We start from the raw sequence: 17,018 nt of genomic DNA on the forward strand, positions 1-17,018 counted from the left end.
AAAATGGTTACATTGTGACTTCAAAATTTAGATCATATGGATAACGAAACTGAGGATATTAAAAACCAAAATATTGTCGAGAACAAGGAGTTAAATATATTGGAAGCATTAGTGCCTGTATTTATTCTCATGGGATTATTAGCTTATAATATCTTTTTTAAAGAAGGAGCTTGGCTAGGGGATTACTCTAATCAATATATTCTTTTAATGGGTGGTGGTGTTGCTGCTATTGTTGGATTTTTTAATAAAGTTTCTGTTCATACGATGATTGCTGAAATCTGGGAAAATCTAAAAAGTGTCATTGTCCCTATTATGATACTCTTTTTAGTAGGAGCTTTAGCAGGAACATGGTTAGTTAGTGGTATTATACCTGCTATGGTATATTATGGTTTGCAAGTACTTAGCCCTTCGATTTTCTTACCAGCTTCTATTATTATCGCAGCTGTAATATCTATTGCAACTGGTAGTTCTTGGACAACATCTGCTACGGTTGGTATTGCATTGATTGGAATAGGATCTGCTTTAGGAATTCCAACAGGAATGATTGCTGGAGCTGTGATCTCTGGAGCTTATTTTGGAGATAAGATGTCTCCATTAAGTGATACCACAAATCTTGCGCCAGCCATGGCAGGGACCGATTTGTTTACACATATTAAATACATGACCATAACAACAGTACCTACAGTATTAATCACTCTTATTGTATTTAGTATTTTGAGTTTTACTATAGATACATCTGGAAATGCAGATGTGAGTGGTCTTTTAACAACAATAGATGCTACCTTTAATATTACACCATACTTATTTATAGTTCCTTTGGTAGTAATCGCTTTGATTTTAACCAAAACAAAACCTCTTATTGCTCTTTTAACTGGGGTTATTCTTGCTGCTATTTTCGCTATTATCTTTCAACCAGATATTCTAACAAGCCTAGCAGATTCTAAAATGAGTGCTATTACAACGGCAATGTTAACAGACACATCAATTATAACACCAAATGAAACCCTTAATGATCTATTTAGCTCAGGAGGAATGAACGGAATGATTTGGACTATTTTATTAATTGTATGTGCGATGGTTTTTGGAGGTGTCATGGATGGAATAGGAGCACTAGCCCGTATTACAAAATCATTATTAAAAATGACAGATTCTGTATTTGGTTTATTTGCGAGTACAGTAATTAGTTGTTTAGGACTTAATGCTATTGCATCAGATCAATATTTAGCACTTGTAATTCCTGGAAAAATGTTTAAAAAAGCATATGAAGATAAAGATCTAGCACCAGAAAATTTATCTAGAACTTTAGAGGATTCAGGAACAGTAACATCTGTTTTAATTCCTTGGAATACCTGTGGTGCATATCAGAGCACAGTTCTAGGTGTTTCTGTAGCAGATTATTTTGTATATGCAATCTTTAATTGGTTAAGTCCGTTTACGACCTTGTTATTTGCTGCATTTAATATTAAGATTCGTCAATTAAAAGATGCGAAAAAAAAAGCATAAAAAACACAGACTTATATAGTTAGTAAAACAACTCTTTTAGACTTTTAAAAGAGTTGTTTTTTTATGAGAAAAAACACACAAATTACTTTTGTAAATAAATAGTGCATACCTACTTTTGCGCGCTCAAAAAATAGCTAACTATTTATAAAAACAATCGTATGACCTTAGTTGGGAAAAACTTTCCAAATCTTGCCGTAGATTCAATGAATCATAGAGGCGAAAACAAAAAAATAAACATTTTAGAAGAAGCACAAAATCATGGTAAAAAAGTACTTCTTTTTTGGTATCCTAAAGATTTTACATTTGTATGCCCTACAGAACTTCATGCTTTTCAAGCAGCAGTAGCTGCTTTTGAAGAAAGAAACACTATTGTTGTAGGTGCTTCTTGTGATACCCCAGAGGTACACTTTGCATGGTTATGTACTCCTAAAAATAATGGAGGGATAGAAGGAGTAACGTATCCTATTCTTGCAGATAGTAACAGGAATTTGGCGAATCAATTGGGAATTCTTGACGTAACTAATGAGCGCTACGATGAAGAAACTGGAGCCGTGATGGTAGATGGTGATAATGTTACTTACAGAGCGACGTACCTTATAGATGAAAAAGGAATTGTTTTTCACGAAAGTGTAAACCATATGCCCGTAGGGCGTAACGTAGCAGAGTTTATTCGTCTGATAGATGCATATACTCACGTACAACAAAACGGGGAAGTATGCCCTGCAAATTGGAAAGAAGGTGAAGAAGCAATGAGTGCTGACAGAGAAGGAGTTGCTACATATTTAAGCGAGCAATTAAACTAAGCCTTTGTACGCCTAATATTTAACAAAGCCTTGTGATTTCACAGGGCTTTTTCTTTATAATATAGACGGTATTTTCTTATAGATTTTTTACTTTTACAAAAACACTTTTATATGGCATCAGTAACCTTAGGGGGAACCCCAGTAAATACCATAAGCAACCTTCCTGAAGTAGGAAGTCCAGCACCTGCTTTTACGCTTTCGCGAAATGATCTTTCTTCTGTAACTCTTAATGATTATAGAGGTAAAAAGTTAGTATTGAATATATTCCCTAGTGTAGATACAGGAGTTTGTGCACAATCTATACGAACGTTTAATGAGAAGGCAAGTGCGTTAGAAAATACAGAAGTACTTTGTATTTCTCGTGATTTACCGTTTGCTCAGGCACGCTTTTGTGGCGCTGAAGGGATTGAAAATGTAAGTACGCTTTCTGACTTTAAGCGTGGTGAATTTGGAAAAGACTATGGAGTAGAACTCATAGATGGTGGTTTTGAAGGATTACATTCTAGAGCCATTGTTGTGGTAGATGAAAAAGGAAAAGTAATTCATACAGAACAAGTCTCAGAAATAGGACATGAGCCTAATTATGAAGCTGCTCTTAATGCACTGTCATAAATGCCAACTAGTTTTATAAAAGGGCGCCTTAAAGGTTGTGTCTATGCATTTAAAGGAGGAATACTCCTATTAAAAACGGAAGCTAGTATTCAGGTGCAATTTGGGATTGCAATACTGATTACTATTGCAGGTTTTTATTTTCAAATATCACCTACAGAATGGATGATACAAACATTATGTATTGGAATGGTGATGAGCATTGAAGGTTTAAATACAGCTGTTGAAGAAATTGCAGATTTTGTACACCCTGATTTTCATAATAAAATAGGGAAGATTAAAGATATTGCTGCTGGCGCAGTAGGTATTGCTGCTCTTATAGCTGTAATTGTTGCTGGTATTATATATGTTCCTAAGGTGTTTTAATACTAAAATAATCATTTATAACCCTTTACTTTAAGAACTTATAAGCAATAAATCATAAGGCCTAAGCTTGTTTATGATATCTCTGTTTATAAAAAGCTGTAATTGGACACCAAATCCCCTATATTTCCGTTTCATATTTGTATTTTTAACCTAACAACACAATCCAATCACTAGCTTAATGGCTAAAAAGAAAACAACGACTAAAAGTAAACCTAAAAAGACTAAGACCAAGACGCCCAGAAAACCTATAAACTTTAAACTTTCTAGACAACAACAGATTTTATTAGGAAGTTTTTTGTTTTTTCTAGGAATAGCCTTGTTCTTTTCTTTTGTCTCTTATTTATTTACTTGGAAAGTAGACCAAAGTGTCATCACAGAAATTACTGACAGAGATGTACAAGCAAAAAACTGGTTGAATAACTTTGGTGCGGGAATGAGTAATTTCTTTATTTATAAAGGATTCGGAATATCTGCTTTTATTATTGCTGCATTACTCACCATATCTGGAGTATATTATTTCTTTGACTATGCAAAAGCTAGATTAAGACAATTTTGGTTTTGGGGTATTTTAGTGATGTTATGGCTTTCAGTGTTTTTTGGATTTTTCCATAAACAGAATGATATTCTTGGAGGACGCGTAGGATATGAGATTAACGATTACCTACAGGACTATTTAGGACTTATTGGAGCTGCTTTTATTTTAGCCTTTTTAGCAATAGCATATGCGGTAGTTCGACTTAAGATGACACCAGATAAGGTTGGTACCTTCTTTAAAAGTACCAAGGATCAATTATCTGATGAGTTTACAGAGACCCTAACAGCTACAGAAGAAACTATAGAAGACACTCAAGAATCTGAAGTGCAACCTATCGTAGAAAATACGACTTTACCGGTAGAAGAAGTGACCGAAAATGTTGCATCTGATACTACCACTACAAAATCTACATTTGAAATGAATGTAGAAAATCTCCAACCTACTATTGGGAAAAAGAAAAAGGATGAGGTTGTAGACCCTCCTATGGAAATCACAACGCCGGAACCAGAGCCGGAACTTATTATTACATCTGAAGATATTGATATAGAGGTAAAAGCTCCAGTAGAAGAAAAAGAAATAAAAAAGAATCTTAGCGATACACTAGTAGAAGATTTTGGAGAATTTGATCCAACACTAGAGCTTGGAAACTATAAGTTTCCTCCTATAGATCTATTAAAAGATTATACGAATGGTCAAGGTATAACCATTAATCAAGAAGAGTTAGAGGAGAATAAAAATCGAATTGTTGAGACCTTAAACAATTATAAAATAGGCATCGCAAATATTAAGGCTACTGTTGGTCCTACTGTTACTTTATATGAAATTGTACCTGAAGCAGGCGTACGTATTTCTAAGATTAAAAACTTAGAAGATGATATTGCGTTATCTTTAAGTGCACTTGGGATTCGAATTATAGCACCTATTCCAGGAAAAGGAACTATTGGTATTGAAGTGCCAAATAAAAAACCTAGAATCGTATCCATGCGATCTGCAGTTGCGTCTCCTAAATTTCAAGAAGCAGAAATGGAGTTGCCTTTAACATTAGGTAAAACTATTTCTAATGAAACCTTTGTCGTAGACCTAGCAAAAATGCCTCACTTATTAATGGCTGGGGCGACTGGACAAGGAAAGTCGGTAGGATTAAATGCTATCCTTGCTTCCCTACTATACAAAAAACACCCAGCAGAGGTAAAGTTTGTACTTGTAGATCCTAAAAAGGTAGAACTTACCCTATTTAATAAAATAGAAAGACATTATTTAGCAAAACTTCCAGATACAGAAGAAGCTATTATTACAGATAACTCAAAAGTAATCAATACACTTAATTCCTTATGTATTGAAATGGATGCGCGTTACGACCTTCTTAAAAATGCTATGTGTCGTAATATCAAAGAGTACAATGCTAAGTTTAAAGCGCGTAAACTTAATCCTAATAATGGTCATAAATTTTTACCATACATTGTATTGGTAGTAGATGAGTTTGCAGATTTGATCATGACCTCAGGTAAGGAAGTAGAAACTCCTATTGCACGTTTAGCACAATTAGCACGTGCTATTGGAATTCATCTTATTATAGCTACACAACGACCTTCTGTAAATGTGATTACAGGTATTATTAAAGCAAACTTTCCGGCGCGTATTGCTTTTAGAGTAACGTCAAAAATAGATAGCCGTACTATTTTGGATACCTCTGGAGCAGATCAATTAATAGGACGTGGAGACATGTTATACACACAAGGGAATGATGTGGTTCGTATTCAATGTGCCTTTGTAGATACGCCAGAAGTAGAACGTATTGTAGATTATATTGGAGGACAAAAAGCTTATCCAGATGCACATCTCTTACCAGAATATGTAGGGGAAGAAAGTGGCACGAGTCTTGATATAGATGCTAGTGATAGAGATAAACTCTTCCGCGAAGCCGCCGAAGTACTGGTAATAGCGCAACAAGGAAGTGCATCTTTATTACAACGAAAACTCAAACTAGGATATAATAGAGCAGGACGTCTTATAGATCAGTTGGAAGCAGCAGGTATAGTAGGACCCTTTGAAGGTAGTAAAGCACGTCAAGTACTCGTACCTGATATTATGGCTCTAGACCAACTTTTAAATAATGAAGGAAATGAATAAAGTTAGTATGCGATTTTTAATGAGTATGATGTTAATTGTGGGTGGGTACGCTTTCGCGAAAGCGCAATCAGCACAATCACTACTCAAAGAAGTAGACAGTAAGGTAAAAAGCTATAAAAATATAGCCATCGACTTTAAATATGCATTGAGCAATGAAGCACAAGGGGTAAATCAAGAGACAAAGGGAAATGTGGTCTTAAAAGGTGATTTATACGCACTTAATTTATTAGGAACAAAACAAATATTTGATGGTGCAAGTATTTATACAATAGTACCTGAAGATGAAGAGGTAACGATAAGTGCCGTAAGTGATCAGGATGAAAATGCCATTACTCCATCTAAAATGCTCTCCTTTTTTAATGATGGATATATCCAAAAAATGGATATTACTCAAAAAGTTAATGGACGTACTATACAGTACGTGAAGTTAACACCTATGGATTCTAATAGTGAAGTAAAACATACGCTATTAGGCATTGATACTACAACAAAGCATATCTATAGATTGATCATTGTACAGAAAAATGATACTAAAATCACAATAACTGTAAACTCATTTAAGGCAAATCAACCTATGTCTGCAAACGCATTTGTGTTTGATGAAAGTAAGTATGCAGATTATTATATTAACAAAATATAACAGCTGTAGTACCATAGGAATGAAGAAGGTATTGTATTTTTGTTTTCGATTTCCTAATTAATGAAAATACTAGATCGTTATATACTTTTCACATACGTGAAAACATTCTTGAGCATCTTTATCATATTGATGTTCATTTTTGTTTTACAAAGCGTCTGGCTATATATACAAGAACTTGCTGGGCGAGATCTTGATTTTAGTGTGATTCTTAAGTTCTTACTGTTTGTAACCCCTAGTCTTGTTACCCTTGTATTACCACTTTCTGTATTGCTTACAAGTATTATGACTTTTGGGAATTTTGCTGAAAATTATGAGTTTGCAGCAATGAAGTCAACAGGTATTTCATTGCAAAGAGCTATGAAAAGTCTCATTGTATTTATTGTGTTTTTAGGAATCACCTCCTTCTTATTTGCAAATTATGTAATTCCAGCTTCTCAATTTGAGTTTAGAAACTTGCGTAATAATATCGGGAAATTAAAACCCGCCATGATTATACGCTCAGGACAGTTTAATGCTATAGGGGACGACATTAATATTCGTGTAGCCAATAAATATGGAGATCGAGACCAATACCTTACCGATGTCATCATACATCAAAAAGAACCCGGACGTATTGGAAATTATACAGTTATAAAAGCAAAAGAGGGAGAACTTATTAGCTCTTTAGACTCACCAATATTGTCTTTAAAACTTACTGATGGAAATTATTATAGTGAGGTAAAACAATCTGATTATAAAAAGCAAAAAAGAGAACCCTTTGCAAAGAGTTATTTTGAAACGTATACGCTTAATATTGACTTAGGAACGCTTAATGGAGGTGTAGACCTTGACAAAAAAGGGATTGATAACTCATACCAAATGCTTAATGTACAAGAGTTGGACTCATCATTAACAGGACTTGCTGTAAAGTATGATAAGAGTAGAACAGAATTTGGAGAGACATTTATAAGAAAAGCTAATTTCAGTCCTATAAAAGATTTTAAACTTCCTGTAATAGATACAATACAAGAAGTACTATTAGATAATTATAACCTTACAGATAAGGTAGCTATTTTACAATCATTAAAATCTAATATTGGTAATTCTCTTACTTCTATAGATAGAAGAAAAAAGATACATGCAGTAGATGTAAAGCGTCTTAATAAATTTGAGATTGCAATACATGAAAAGTATGTTCTTGGATTTAGCTGTATCGTATTATTTTTTGTGGGAGCACCCTTAGGAGCTATTATCCGTAAAGGAGGCCTAGGACTACCAATAGTAGTAGGAGTGGTGCTTTTTCTTACCTTTCACTTTATTGGAATTTTTGCAAAAAACAGTGCAGAAGACGGAACGATCTCTGCATTTACAGCGAGCTGGTTAAGTACGTTTATCACATTACCCATAGGCGTCTATCTCACCTATAGAGCTACAACAGACCAAGGACTCATAGATTTAGATCCTGTACGTTTATTTCTTCAAAAAATATTCGGAAAGAAGAAAAAGGAAGAAGTTGTAGAAGAAGAAAAAATTGAATATACTCTAACCGCAGAAGAAGAAGCATTACTAGATGCACGTTCTATTAATCAACTAAAAGAAATTGTAAAAAACTATAAGCAATATGACTATAGTGATGCATTGCGATATGGGGCATTAGACCGATTGGATACATTAGGGATTACAAAAGAGAATCTTAAAGTGCAAGGGTTTTATGAGAATACAACCTATAATAAAGCCGACAAGTATTATGCAGATTTTAAGAAATACAACAAATATGCACTCATCAATTATTTAGTTTATATAGTACTTTTTGCAGTCGCTCTTTTTGCACCACAGGTTATAGGGAAAACCCCTTCTATTGTTCTTGCATATCAAATATCACAAATAGCTTTTCTTGTCATATTTTATGTATTATTAATACTCACGCTTATTTCTGTTTCTAGATATTATAAGACAATAGGAAAAAAGAAAGAACAAACAACATGGTTATTTATTTTTATACTTGTGTTTGGTATTCCTGCATATTTACTTATTCACTTTTACTATAAGAAAATAATGAAAGAAAGTTTACAAATGATTAGATAAAATAGCTAGTAAAGATTTCTGGTTATTATATAATTGAGCTATGTAAACCATCATTTTGAAACCTTCCAGTAAACTACATATTTCTTTAAAATATCATTCTGAGCTTATCTAAGTTTTGACTATTTAATAATCGAAACCTCTTTAACAAGCTCAGGATGATAATAAACTATTTGTATTATTTTTTACTATAAAATATTTTCTCACATACCTCAAGTGCCCAAGAGTCTACATAATCAACACTTAAAATATTAACGATATTTCCATGGCTATTAGGCTGCAGTAAATTTTTATTGGTAAACTCATCTGGCTGTATAATTTGGGGATTGATCCTATCGGCCTCTGATTTATTATCCCAAGTCATACTCCCATTATTAGTGAGTGTCCAATTAAGACAGAATAACTCTTCAGGACTTTCTAATTCACTAAACTTAGCAATTTGATCAGCTCTCATTTTTTCAAACGTTGTTTTATTGGCATAATTATCATATAATGAGAAAAACTCTGATCGTCTGTACACGTTATTATTTTTAATTTTTTTATAGCTAAATTCTTTTTCACCATCATCAATTATAGAGACAATTTTACCTCTTAATTCTTTTAATGGGATTGTATTTAGTTTTCTGCCATTAACGACGTCTCTGGAAAGTTGATAGTTTTTACCATATTCTTTCTTATTAATATAATCATCAAAAAACAGTTCAGTCCCTTTGTCTTTATTCATATAAAAGTGAGAATACATAATGACAACGGTTTCATCTTGCCCTTCATTTTGAAGAAATTTCTTAATGTCTTCAAGCGCTTGATCTAGTTTTACAGAATTTACTTTTTTGAACCATGACTCTCCATGATAAAATCTAAGTACATGTCCAAATGCCGTTAACTCCCAAAGACGTTCAACTCTAAAGTCAAAATATCTAACACCGAGTCTTAGTTGTTCTTTAATACTCTTACTTTGTGTTAAGCCTAATCGTGTTTCTAACGGAAATGCTATAAAAGGAGAAATTATCATTTTTCCATCAATATCTAATGCATACATTCCAGAATCATGAGATGCAGGCATACAAATATCTTTTAAGGTTAAGTTTCCATTTACTGTAGACATCCATTTACTTGGGTTACTAATATCCATTACTATTTATTTTTTAATTGTTCCTTACTCTATTGTAGGTTTTTCAGGTTCCACCAATTTGATGGTGTAAATATCTCTATAGAAGCTAGATATAGACATAGGGAGATTCCCCTACTTAAAAAAATAGGGAATTCCCTAAGTATAGACAGTTACTTGATATGTGATAGATTATTAAATAAAAATAGAAGGCTACGCTTTCGCGAAATGACATACTAAACTCATCAAAGTAGTATGTGTAATGTTAGTTTATGAGTTCTTTAATTACCTAATAGTAGTAAGGAATCGGGGTTGATTAATTGATGTTGTATTGCATATATGATAAGGCCTATAGAATTACGTGTACCTGTCTTAAGTAGTAAATTACTTTTATGCATCTCTACAGTTTTAGGAGATAAAAACATACGTTCTGCAATCTCTTTGGTAGTTAACTGTTGACTCAATAATCCTAAGACTTCAAGTTCTCGCTCAGACAACGCGTTTTTGGTTTGGATATGAAGTTTTGGACTTTTAGGAGAAATTTGTTTTCTGATATGATGTATTTGTTCTTCTGTAAAATACGATCCTTTTTGAGATACTGTATAAATAATATCAATGAGTTCGCTAGGATCAACTTCTTTAGGTAAAAAAGCATCACAACCTAGCTTGAGCATTTGCCCTATATAGTTGACATCATAATAGGTAGAGATCACAATGATTTTAAATGGTTTTTGCTCTTTAGAGATGGCATCAAGAACATCTAAACCAGTACCATTTTTCATCTGTAAATCTAATAAAATGACATCAGGCATGTCACTAGTAGTAGCCATGTGTTCTAAAAACTGATGACCACTATTTGCAATCAAGATCGTATCTATAGCGCTATTTGACGTAAAATAATCCTTCAGTAAACTAGAGATGATTTTATCATCATCTACAATAGCTAGTTTTATGGGAGATATTGGGGTATTCATATGGTTAATGTTATATCTAAAGGCATAGAAAACAGAAAGATACTCCCTTTTTTAGACATATTCTTAAATTTATGTGATCCTTGTAATAATTGTACCCTAGCTGTAATGTTTTTTAGCCCTAACCCTTGTGATTGTGTAGGATCAAAACCTACACCGTTATCTTCTATTTTAATAGAAAGATGTTGTGTTGTACTACGTACTAAAAATCGAACCTGTGTGGCGTCTGCATACTTTAATACATTAGTCGTTACTTCTTGTATAATGCGTATAACCTGTAATTTAGCATCTGGACTTAGTTTTTCAGGTATTGAAATGTTGTAATGAGTTTCAAGTGTTCTTGTATCATTGTCTAAAACAGTAACTACTTTATGTAGTAAATCGTTTATAGGTGTTTCTTCAACCAATGGAGGAATTAAATCATGAGAGATCAAACGTACTGTTTTAATACAATCTGCAATTTGCGCATTGACCTGTTTTTCTTCCTTTTTTGACAGTCGTATCACATTTAATTTAGAAACTAGGCCATCATGAATATCTTGCGCAATACGCTCCCGTTCTTTTTCTTGCGTTAAGATGGTAGTTTTTAGAAGTTCCTTTTGATGATCTAATTTACTATCATTTAATTTCTTTTCTTTTAATAAGATGTTTTTGTAGAATATTCTAGTAATAATGATGATTAAGCCTATTAGGCCTATCACAAATAATAGGGTAAACCACATCCAAAAAGCTATAGATTCTATTTCTTGTCCAGCTTCCATCCAAAATAGATTAAAGAAATATAAAATAATTGAATTAATATGTATCTAAAATAACTAATCAATATAAAACTGTTTAAATCATAATCTAGCAGGAACTTTATCATTACATATAATATAATATCTAGAGAGAAAAAAAGTAAAATGATTGAGTTTAAAGTGAAATGCTTAATATTAAAATTAATTCTTTGTTGCATTAATTTTAAAAAGTAAATTATAGGATAAATTAGTATTATAAGCTCCACAATAGCAACATAATGAAAAACAAAATTATTATGTTTTTGATGAATTATTAATAATCCAATCACTAATGTTATCAATATTAATATTAAGATTTTATGGTATAGTTTTTTATTTAAAAAATGATAAGAAATGGTTTTATATAGTGTATGTATAACAACAAAGTATAGAGGTCCAGAAAAATAATTAATCCATTTGTTATTTTCACCTTCTATGTATGCAATACATTCTAGTATAAGTAAACCGATGATTCCAAGCGAAATAGGATTTACTTTTTTGTGATAAAATAAAAAAGAAGCACCTATTAATAATAATATAATAGGTGCTAACCTTGCTATAACTTCTAAATTCATTAATAATTTATTCTTTTGGGAATAATGAATGTTTCTTTTCATTGTGGATTGTTACCGCACAGCCTCCACCTATACATGAGTTATCATTTGCAGAATCATCTTCATTGTCCGTATTGTGTATACTTGTAACATTTGTAACTATTAGATCTATCATATAATTATCCATAGAGTTAATAGAATATTGATCATCATCATTATTAGTATTATTTTCTTTTAAGCCAAAAAAATGATATGCATATGATTCTGAGGTATTTTTAAAAATATTCTCAAGGTCTTTTATGGGGTTTATAATCAAAGGAATTGTATGGTCTTTATAATATTTTTTTTCTGACATGGCTTTTAACCAATTATAAGAAAAAAGATTCCATCGGAAGCTCCTATTTAATGCTTCTTCCATTGAGATAGTAACATCTTTACTACCCATTAAATTTAATGATAGGTCTTGTATTTCATTAGATAATGATTTTTCAAAGACATGAGTGTGATCTCCTGCTTCGTCAGCTTTATTATCAATAATTAAAATTTTAAACTCTTTATCTTTAATTGCAAAATAATAATGTACATATTCAGGCTGATTAGCCTGGATTATGTTGTATTCTTTTCTTGTTATATAAAATGAAAACCCTGAATTCATATATTTTATAATAGAATCAATATCCTTAGTTTCCGTTAATTTTTTCCATTCATTAGTATACGATAATAAGTTTTTCTTTATGTTTTTTTTTAGAGTCATAATATATTTTTTGAAAACTAAAATAGAGCCTTTATGTAATATATTAAAACACAATAGTGTTTTAATTATTTTTAGAGCTAATGCTGTATCTTTGTAATCAAAATAATAAGCAATGCAAGTGACTGCAGAACGTACCACCCAACTTCATACTATTGAAGAAGCAATAGAAGATATCAGACAAGGCAAAGTGATCATTGTTGTAGATGATGAAGATCGTGAAAATGAAGGAGATTTTGTAGCTGCTGCAGGTGCTGCCACACCAGAAATGATCAACTTTATGGCTACACATGGTCGTGGGTTGATTTGTGCACCTATTACTGAAGATCGTTGTGATGATTTGCAATTAAATATGATGGTAACCAGTAATACAGATCCTATGGAAACGGCATTTACAGTTTCTATAGACTTAAAAGGTCAAGGCGTAACCACAGGAATTTCTGCAAGTGATAGAGCAAAAACAGTCATCGCACTTACCGATCCAGCAACAAAACCACACGATTTAAGTAGACCAGGACATATCTTCCCACTAAAAGCAAAAGAAGGTGGTGTATTACGCCGTACGGGGCATACAGAAGCTGCTATAGACTTTGCAAGACTTGCTGGATTTGAACCAGCAGGTGTGATTGTAGAAATCATGAATGAAGACGGGACGATGGCACGATTGCCACAGCTCCTAGAAGTAGCAGAAAAATTTGACCTTAAAATTGTTTCTATAGAAGATCTTGTTGCCTATCGTATGGAACATGACAGTCTGATAGAGAAAAAAGAAGACTTTGATATACAAACACGTTTTGGTAATTATAGATTACGCGCATACAAGCAAACAACCAATGACCAAGTGCACATCGCATTAACCAAGGGAAGTTGGACAAAAGATGAGCATGTATTAGTTCGTGTAAACTCTACACACATCAATAATGATATTCTTGGAACGCTCACTAATAATGCCGATAAGAAGCTAGATGATATGTTTAGAGCTATTGACCAAGCAGAAAAAGGTGCGATTGTATTTATTAATCAAGATAATAATGCCGCTAATCTCTTAGGAAGACTAAGCGAGCTTAAAAAGAACCAAAAAGAAGGCATTATGAAAGCGCCTAACATTGTGATGGATGCTAAAGACTTTGGAATAGGAGCACAAATACTTCATGACCTTTCTATAACAAAAATCAAATTATTATCTAATACCGATGGTACTAAGCGTGTGGGTATGATAGGATATGGCCTTGAAATTGTAGATCGCGTTCAGTATTAAAATGTACATATAGTTTGGAAAAGCGTATGATTCTTAGGATAGAATGATACGCTTTTTGTTTTGTATTTAGTTTTTCTATTTAAAACCAAAACTAGCTGTGTAGAATAATTAGGCATAGAAAAAGGAAGTAGATCTACCTTTAAAAAATTAATAACTATGAATAGGATTGTATACGCTTTCAAGGAGCAGAGTGACGCAGAAGTTTATACAGAGCTCAGTCGAAGTACGAAAGCATACACAGATATCAAAAACAATCTCACATAAACTTTTAAACTCAAGTAACGGTTCGTACCTTTGTACGACTATATTAAAAAAAACTTATGAGTTCATATGATGTAGCCGTTATAGGCTCTGGACCTGGAGGATATGTAGCAGCGATACGTTGCGCACAACTAGGGATGAAAACTGCCATTATAGAAAAGTATAACACATTAGGAGGAACATGCTTAAATGTAGGCTGTATCCCTTCTAAAGCCTTACTAGATTCTTCACACCATTATGAAGATGCTATCAAGCATTTTGATGAACATGGTATCGAAGTGGGAGATGTAAAGTTCAATCTTGAAAAAATGATTGCTCGTAAGCAAGGTGTTGTTGATATGACTACAAAAGGGATTGAATTCCTGATGGGTAAAAATAAGATTGACGTATACCAAGGTGTGGGATCTTTTATAGATGCGACACATATCCAAATAGATGGTGAGAAAAAGGAAACGATCGAAGCAAAAAATACCATTGTTGCTACGGGATCAAAACCAAGTACACTTCCATTTATAACCTTAGATAAAGAACGTATCATCACTTCTACAGAAGCCTTAAAACTTAAAGAAGTTCCTAAGCATATGATTGTGATAGGAGGGGGAGTGATAGGCTTAGAACTTGGTCAAGTATATAAACGACTTGGTGCCGAAGTAACCGTTGTTGAATATATGGATCGTCTTATCGCTGGGATGGATAGTGCACAAAGTAAAGAAATCCAAAAAGCACTTAAGAAACAAAAAATGAAGTTTGCATTATCTCACGCTGTAACAGCAGTAGAGCGTAATGGAGATGAGATTACTGTAAAAGCAACCAATAATAAGAAAAATGCAGAAGTAGAGTTTAAAGGAGACTATGTATTGGTTGCCGTAGGACGTCATGCTTATACAGAAGGACTCAATCTTGAAGCTGTAGGTATTCCAACTGACAAACGAGGAAAAATAGAAGTAAACGAGCATTTACAAACCAATGTGTCTAATATCTATGCGATAGGAGATGTCATTAAAGGAGCAATGCTTGCTCATAAAGCCGAAGAGGAAGGTGTTTTTGTTGCAGAAACATTAGCAGGACAAAAACCTCATATTAACTATAACTTAATCCCTGGTGTCGTATATACTTGGCCGGAAGTAGCTTCTGTTGGAAAAACAGAAGAACAGTTAAAAGAAGCAGGTGTCGTTTATAAATCTGGACAATTCCCAATGCGAGCATTAGGACGTAGTCGCGCGAGTGGTGATATAGATGGATTTGTAAAAATCCTAGCAGATAAGACTACAGATGAGGTGTTAGGAGTTCATATGGTAGGTGCACGTGTTGCCGATCTTATTTCGGAAGGTGTTACCGCTATGGAGTTCCGTGCAAGTGCAGAAGATATTGCTAGAATGAGTCACGCACACCCTACTTATGCAGAAGCTGTAAAAGAAGCAGCACTAGCGGCTACAGAAGACAGACCTTTACATATTTAAAGAAACTATGTTTTAAGAAGTGTAGCGCACTTAAAACATAAAATTTCATACATCCCGCGCTTGTCGCGGGATTTTTTTTGAACCCTATTGTACTTTAATCTAACTACCTATGTACAGAACAACCCTCAAAATTTCTATCATATTTTTATACCTAATTATCATTGCAGGAGCTGTTGTGAGAATGACAGGAAGTGGTATGGGATGCCCCGATTGGCCTAAATGTTTTGGATACTATATTCCCCCTACAGAAGAAACCCAATTACAATGGGAAGCTAATAGAGCCTATAAAGAAGGACAGATCATTATTGTAAATGAATCATTGCGTATTGCTCCTAGTGATTTTATATCTGGAGATACTTATATAGAAAATAACTGGTCTACGTATGATAAGCATGATTATGCTGCTTTTAATGTATGGCATACTTGGATTGAGTACATCAATAGACAAGTAACGGTGCTTGCAGGAATTCCTATTCTTTTGATGATTCTCTTTTCATTTTGGTATTGGAAAGAACGTGTATGGCTCATCTTTGGGTCGTTCTTTGTATTACCACTAATGGGGTTTGAAGCATGGTTAGGAAAACAAGTGGTAGATTCTAATTTATTACCTGTTAAGATTACCATACATATGATTGTTGCATTACTCATTGTTGCACTATTGTTATATCTATGGCATAAATCGCAAGAGAAGGAGCGTAGTATAAGTACGCTTTCGCGAAATCGAACTCCTGAGATTCACGACCATAGGGAGAGCGAAGCGTTAAAACTAAAGAAGTATGACCCACTTTTTAAGAACTTAGTATTACTAGCGGGTGTGCTCACCTTAGTACAAGTTGCATTTGGAACCCAAGTACGACAGTATGTAGATGAGCAAGTCATTGCACTAGGATATGAAGCAAAAGGACAATGGCTGAATCCACCGACAGTTATGTTTTATGTACACCGATCTTTTTCTATACTTGTTACCCTTCTTAACGTATACTTATTCTGGCGTAATAGAAAATACCTTTTGGGTCATGCCCATCTATTAGTTTGGGTACTTATCCTAATAGCTTTAGAAGTTATTACAGGTATTGCCATGTATTATATAGATTTCCCATTTGGAACACAACCTTTGCATTTAGTTGTGGCTTCTTTATTATTTGGAATTCAGTTTTATATATTCTTAGAGAGCCTTAAAAGGAAGGAAGAAGTAATTGTAGGATAAAAATAACGGTATAAAAAAGCCCTCT

The 17,018-nt window shown here is 33.4% G+C and carries 15 protein-coding genes; 10 read left to right on the forward strand and 5 right to left on the reverse strand.

From position 1 onward, the window contains the following. The first annotated feature begins 36 nt into the window (after nucleotides 1-36). From nhaC to CHB80_RS12120, 7 genes are all read left to right on the forward strand, one after another. Nucleotides 37-1,503, forward strand: a complete 1,467-nt coding sequence (gene nhaC / locus CHB80_RS12090) for a Na+/H+ antiporter NhaC (RefSeq protein ID WP_089371724.1) — start codon at nucleotides 37-39, stop codon at nucleotides 1,501-1,503. Between the two features lie 158 nt (nucleotides 1,504-1,661). After that, nucleotides 1,662-2,306: a peroxiredoxin gene (locus CHB80_RS12095; RefSeq protein ID WP_089371725.1), complete on the forward strand. Its 645-nt coding sequence runs from the start codon at nucleotides 1,662-1,664 to the stop codon at nucleotides 2,304-2,306. Nucleotides 2,307-2,417: 111 nt separating this feature from the next. After that, nucleotides 2,418-2,918 carry a thiol peroxidase gene (gene tpx / locus CHB80_RS12100; RefSeq protein ID WP_089371726.1) on the forward strand — a complete coding sequence of 167 codons (501 nt, stop codon included), beginning with the start codon at nucleotides 2,418-2,420 and terminating at the stop codon, nucleotides 2,916-2,918. Beyond that, nucleotides 2,919-3,281, forward strand: coding sequence for a diacylglycerol kinase (locus CHB80_RS12105; RefSeq protein WP_089371727.1), 363 nt, complete (start codon nucleotides 2,919-2,921; stop codon nucleotides 3,279-3,281). A 178-nt stretch (nucleotides 3,282-3,459) separates the two neighbouring features. After that, nucleotides 3,460-5,946, forward strand: a complete 2,487-nt coding sequence (locus CHB80_RS12110) for a DNA translocase FtsK (protein WP_089371728.1) — start codon at nucleotides 3,460-3,462, stop codon at nucleotides 5,944-5,946. Next, entirely contained in the window at nucleotides 5,939-6,586 is a 648-nt protein-coding gene (locus tag CHB80_RS12115; protein ID WP_229746844.1) for a LolA family protein, read from the forward strand. Before CHB80_RS12110 ends, CHB80_RS12115 begins: the two co-directional genes overlap by 8 nt. A gap of 60 nt (nucleotides 6,587-6,646) precedes the next feature. Next, the gene (locus CHB80_RS12120) at nucleotides 6,647-8,650 is read left to right on the forward strand and encodes an LptF/LptG family permease (RefSeq protein ID WP_089371729.1); all 2,004 of its coding nucleotides are present in this window, start codon (nucleotides 6,647-6,649) and stop codon (nucleotides 8,648-8,650) included. Between the two features lie 175 nt (nucleotides 8,651-8,825). On the opposite strand, the gene CHB80_RS12125 is transcribed toward CHB80_RS12120, so the two are convergent. From CHB80_RS12125 to CHB80_RS12145, 5 genes are all read right to left on the reverse strand, one after another. Further along, nucleotides 8,826-9,779 carry a PI-PLC domain-containing protein gene (locus CHB80_RS12125; RefSeq protein ID WP_089371730.1) on the reverse strand — a complete coding sequence of 318 codons (954 nt, stop codon included), beginning with the start codon at nucleotides 9,777-9,779 and terminating at the stop codon, nucleotides 8,826-8,828. A 257-nt stretch (nucleotides 9,780-10,036) separates the two neighbouring features. After that, entirely contained in the window at nucleotides 10,037-10,729 is a 693-nt protein-coding gene (locus CHB80_RS12130) for a response regulator transcription factor (protein ID WP_089371731.1), read from the reverse strand. Next, nucleotides 10,726-11,487, reverse strand: coding sequence for a sensor histidine kinase (locus CHB80_RS12135; RefSeq protein WP_089371732.1), 762 nt, complete (start codon nucleotides 11,485-11,487; stop codon nucleotides 10,726-10,728). Before CHB80_RS12135 ends, CHB80_RS12130 begins: the two co-directional genes overlap by 4 nt. After that, the gene (locus CHB80_RS24620) at nucleotides 11,466-12,119 is read right to left on the reverse strand and encodes a hypothetical protein (RefSeq protein ID WP_089371733.1); all 654 of its coding nucleotides are present in this window, start codon (nucleotides 12,117-12,119) and stop codon (nucleotides 11,466-11,468) included. The genes CHB80_RS12135 and CHB80_RS24620 overlap by 22 nt, the downstream gene beginning before the upstream one ends. Further along, nucleotides 12,085-12,810 carry a hypothetical protein gene (locus CHB80_RS12145; protein WP_089371734.1) on the reverse strand — a complete coding sequence of 242 codons (726 nt, stop codon included), beginning with the start codon at nucleotides 12,808-12,810 and terminating at the stop codon, nucleotides 12,085-12,087. Before CHB80_RS12145 ends, CHB80_RS24620 begins: the two co-directional genes overlap by 35 nt. A 112-nt stretch (nucleotides 12,811-12,922) precedes the next feature. Here CHB80_RS12145 and ribB point away from each other — a divergent pair, with 112 nt between their 5' ends. The 3 genes from ribB (at nucleotide 12,923) to CHB80_RS12160 (ending at nucleotide 16,993) form a co-directional block, all read left to right on the forward strand. Then, the gene (ribB, locus tag CHB80_RS12150; protein WP_089371735.1) at nucleotides 12,923-14,065 is read left to right on the forward strand and encodes a 3,4-dihydroxy-2-butanone-4-phosphate synthase; all 1,143 of its coding nucleotides are present in this window, start codon (nucleotides 12,923-12,925) and stop codon (nucleotides 14,063-14,065) included. A gap of 320 nt (nucleotides 14,066-14,385) precedes the next feature. Further along, the gene (gene lpdA / locus CHB80_RS12155) at nucleotides 14,386-15,786 is read left to right on the forward strand and encodes a dihydrolipoyl dehydrogenase (RefSeq protein WP_089371736.1); all 1,401 of its coding nucleotides are present in this window, start codon (nucleotides 14,386-14,388) and stop codon (nucleotides 15,784-15,786) included. 109 nt (nucleotides 15,787-15,895) lie between these two features. Then, nucleotides 15,896-16,993, forward strand: coding sequence for a COX15/CtaA family protein (locus CHB80_RS12160; RefSeq protein WP_089371737.1), 1,098 nt, complete (start codon nucleotides 15,896-15,898; stop codon nucleotides 16,991-16,993). Nucleotides 16,994-17,018 lie beyond the last annotated feature (25 nt).

This window comes from Dokdonia pacifica, from assembly GCF_900188275.1.
GTDB lineage: Bacteria > Bacteroidota > Bacteroidia > Flavobacteriales > Flavobacteriaceae > Dokdonia > Dokdonia pacifica.

Excerpts from the sequence above, each read along its gene's own strand:
- nhaC (WP_089371724.1), top strand. The coding sequence starts at position 37 with ATGGATAACGAAACTGAGGATATTAAAAACCAAAATATTGTCGAGAAC.
- CHB80_RS12095 (WP_089371725.1), top strand. The coding sequence starts at position 1,662 with ATGACCTTAGTTGGGAAAAACTTTCCAAATCTTGCCGTAGATTCAATG.
- tpx (WP_089371726.1), top strand. The coding sequence starts at position 2,418 with ATGGCATCAGTAACCTTAGGGGGAACCCCAGTAAATACCATAAGCAAC.
- CHB80_RS12105 (WP_089371727.1), top strand. The coding sequence starts at position 2,919 with ATGCCAACTAGTTTTATAAAAGGGCGCCTTAAAGGTTGTGTCTATGCA.
- CHB80_RS12110 (WP_089371728.1), top strand. The coding sequence starts at position 3,460 with ATGGCTAAAAAGAAAACAACGACTAAAAGTAAACCTAAAAAGACTAAG.
- CHB80_RS12115 (WP_229746844.1), top strand. The coding sequence starts at position 5,939 with ATGAATAAAGTTAGTATGCGATTTTTAATGAGTATGATGTTAATTGTG.
- CHB80_RS12120 (WP_089371729.1), top strand. The coding sequence starts at position 6,647 with ATGAAAATACTAGATCGTTATATACTTTTCACATACGTGAAAACATTC.
- CHB80_RS12125 (WP_089371730.1), bottom strand. The coding sequence starts at position 9,779 with ATGGATATTAGTAACCCAAGTAAATGGATGTCTACAGTAAATGGAAAC.
- CHB80_RS12130 (WP_089371731.1), bottom strand. The coding sequence starts at position 10,729 with ATGAATACCCCAATATCTCCCATAAAACTAGCTATTGTAGATGATGAT.
- CHB80_RS12135 (WP_089371732.1), bottom strand. The coding sequence starts at position 11,487 with ATGGAAGCTGGACAAGAAATAGAATCTATAGCTTTTTGGATGTGGTTT.
- CHB80_RS24620 (WP_089371733.1), bottom strand. The coding sequence starts at position 12,119 with ATGAAAAGAAACATTCATTATTCCCAAAAGAATAAATTATTAATGAAT.
- CHB80_RS12145 (WP_089371734.1), bottom strand. The coding sequence starts at position 12,810 with ATGACTCTAAAAAAAAACATAAAGAAAAACTTATTATCGTATACTAAT.
- ribB (WP_089371735.1), top strand. The coding sequence starts at position 12,923 with ATGCAAGTGACTGCAGAACGTACCACCCAACTTCATACTATTGAAGAA.
- lpdA (WP_089371736.1), top strand. The coding sequence starts at position 14,386 with ATGAGTTCATATGATGTAGCCGTTATAGGCTCTGGACCTGGAGGATAT.
- CHB80_RS12160 (WP_089371737.1), top strand. The coding sequence starts at position 15,896 with ATGTACAGAACAACCCTCAAAATTTCTATCATATTTTTATACCTAATT.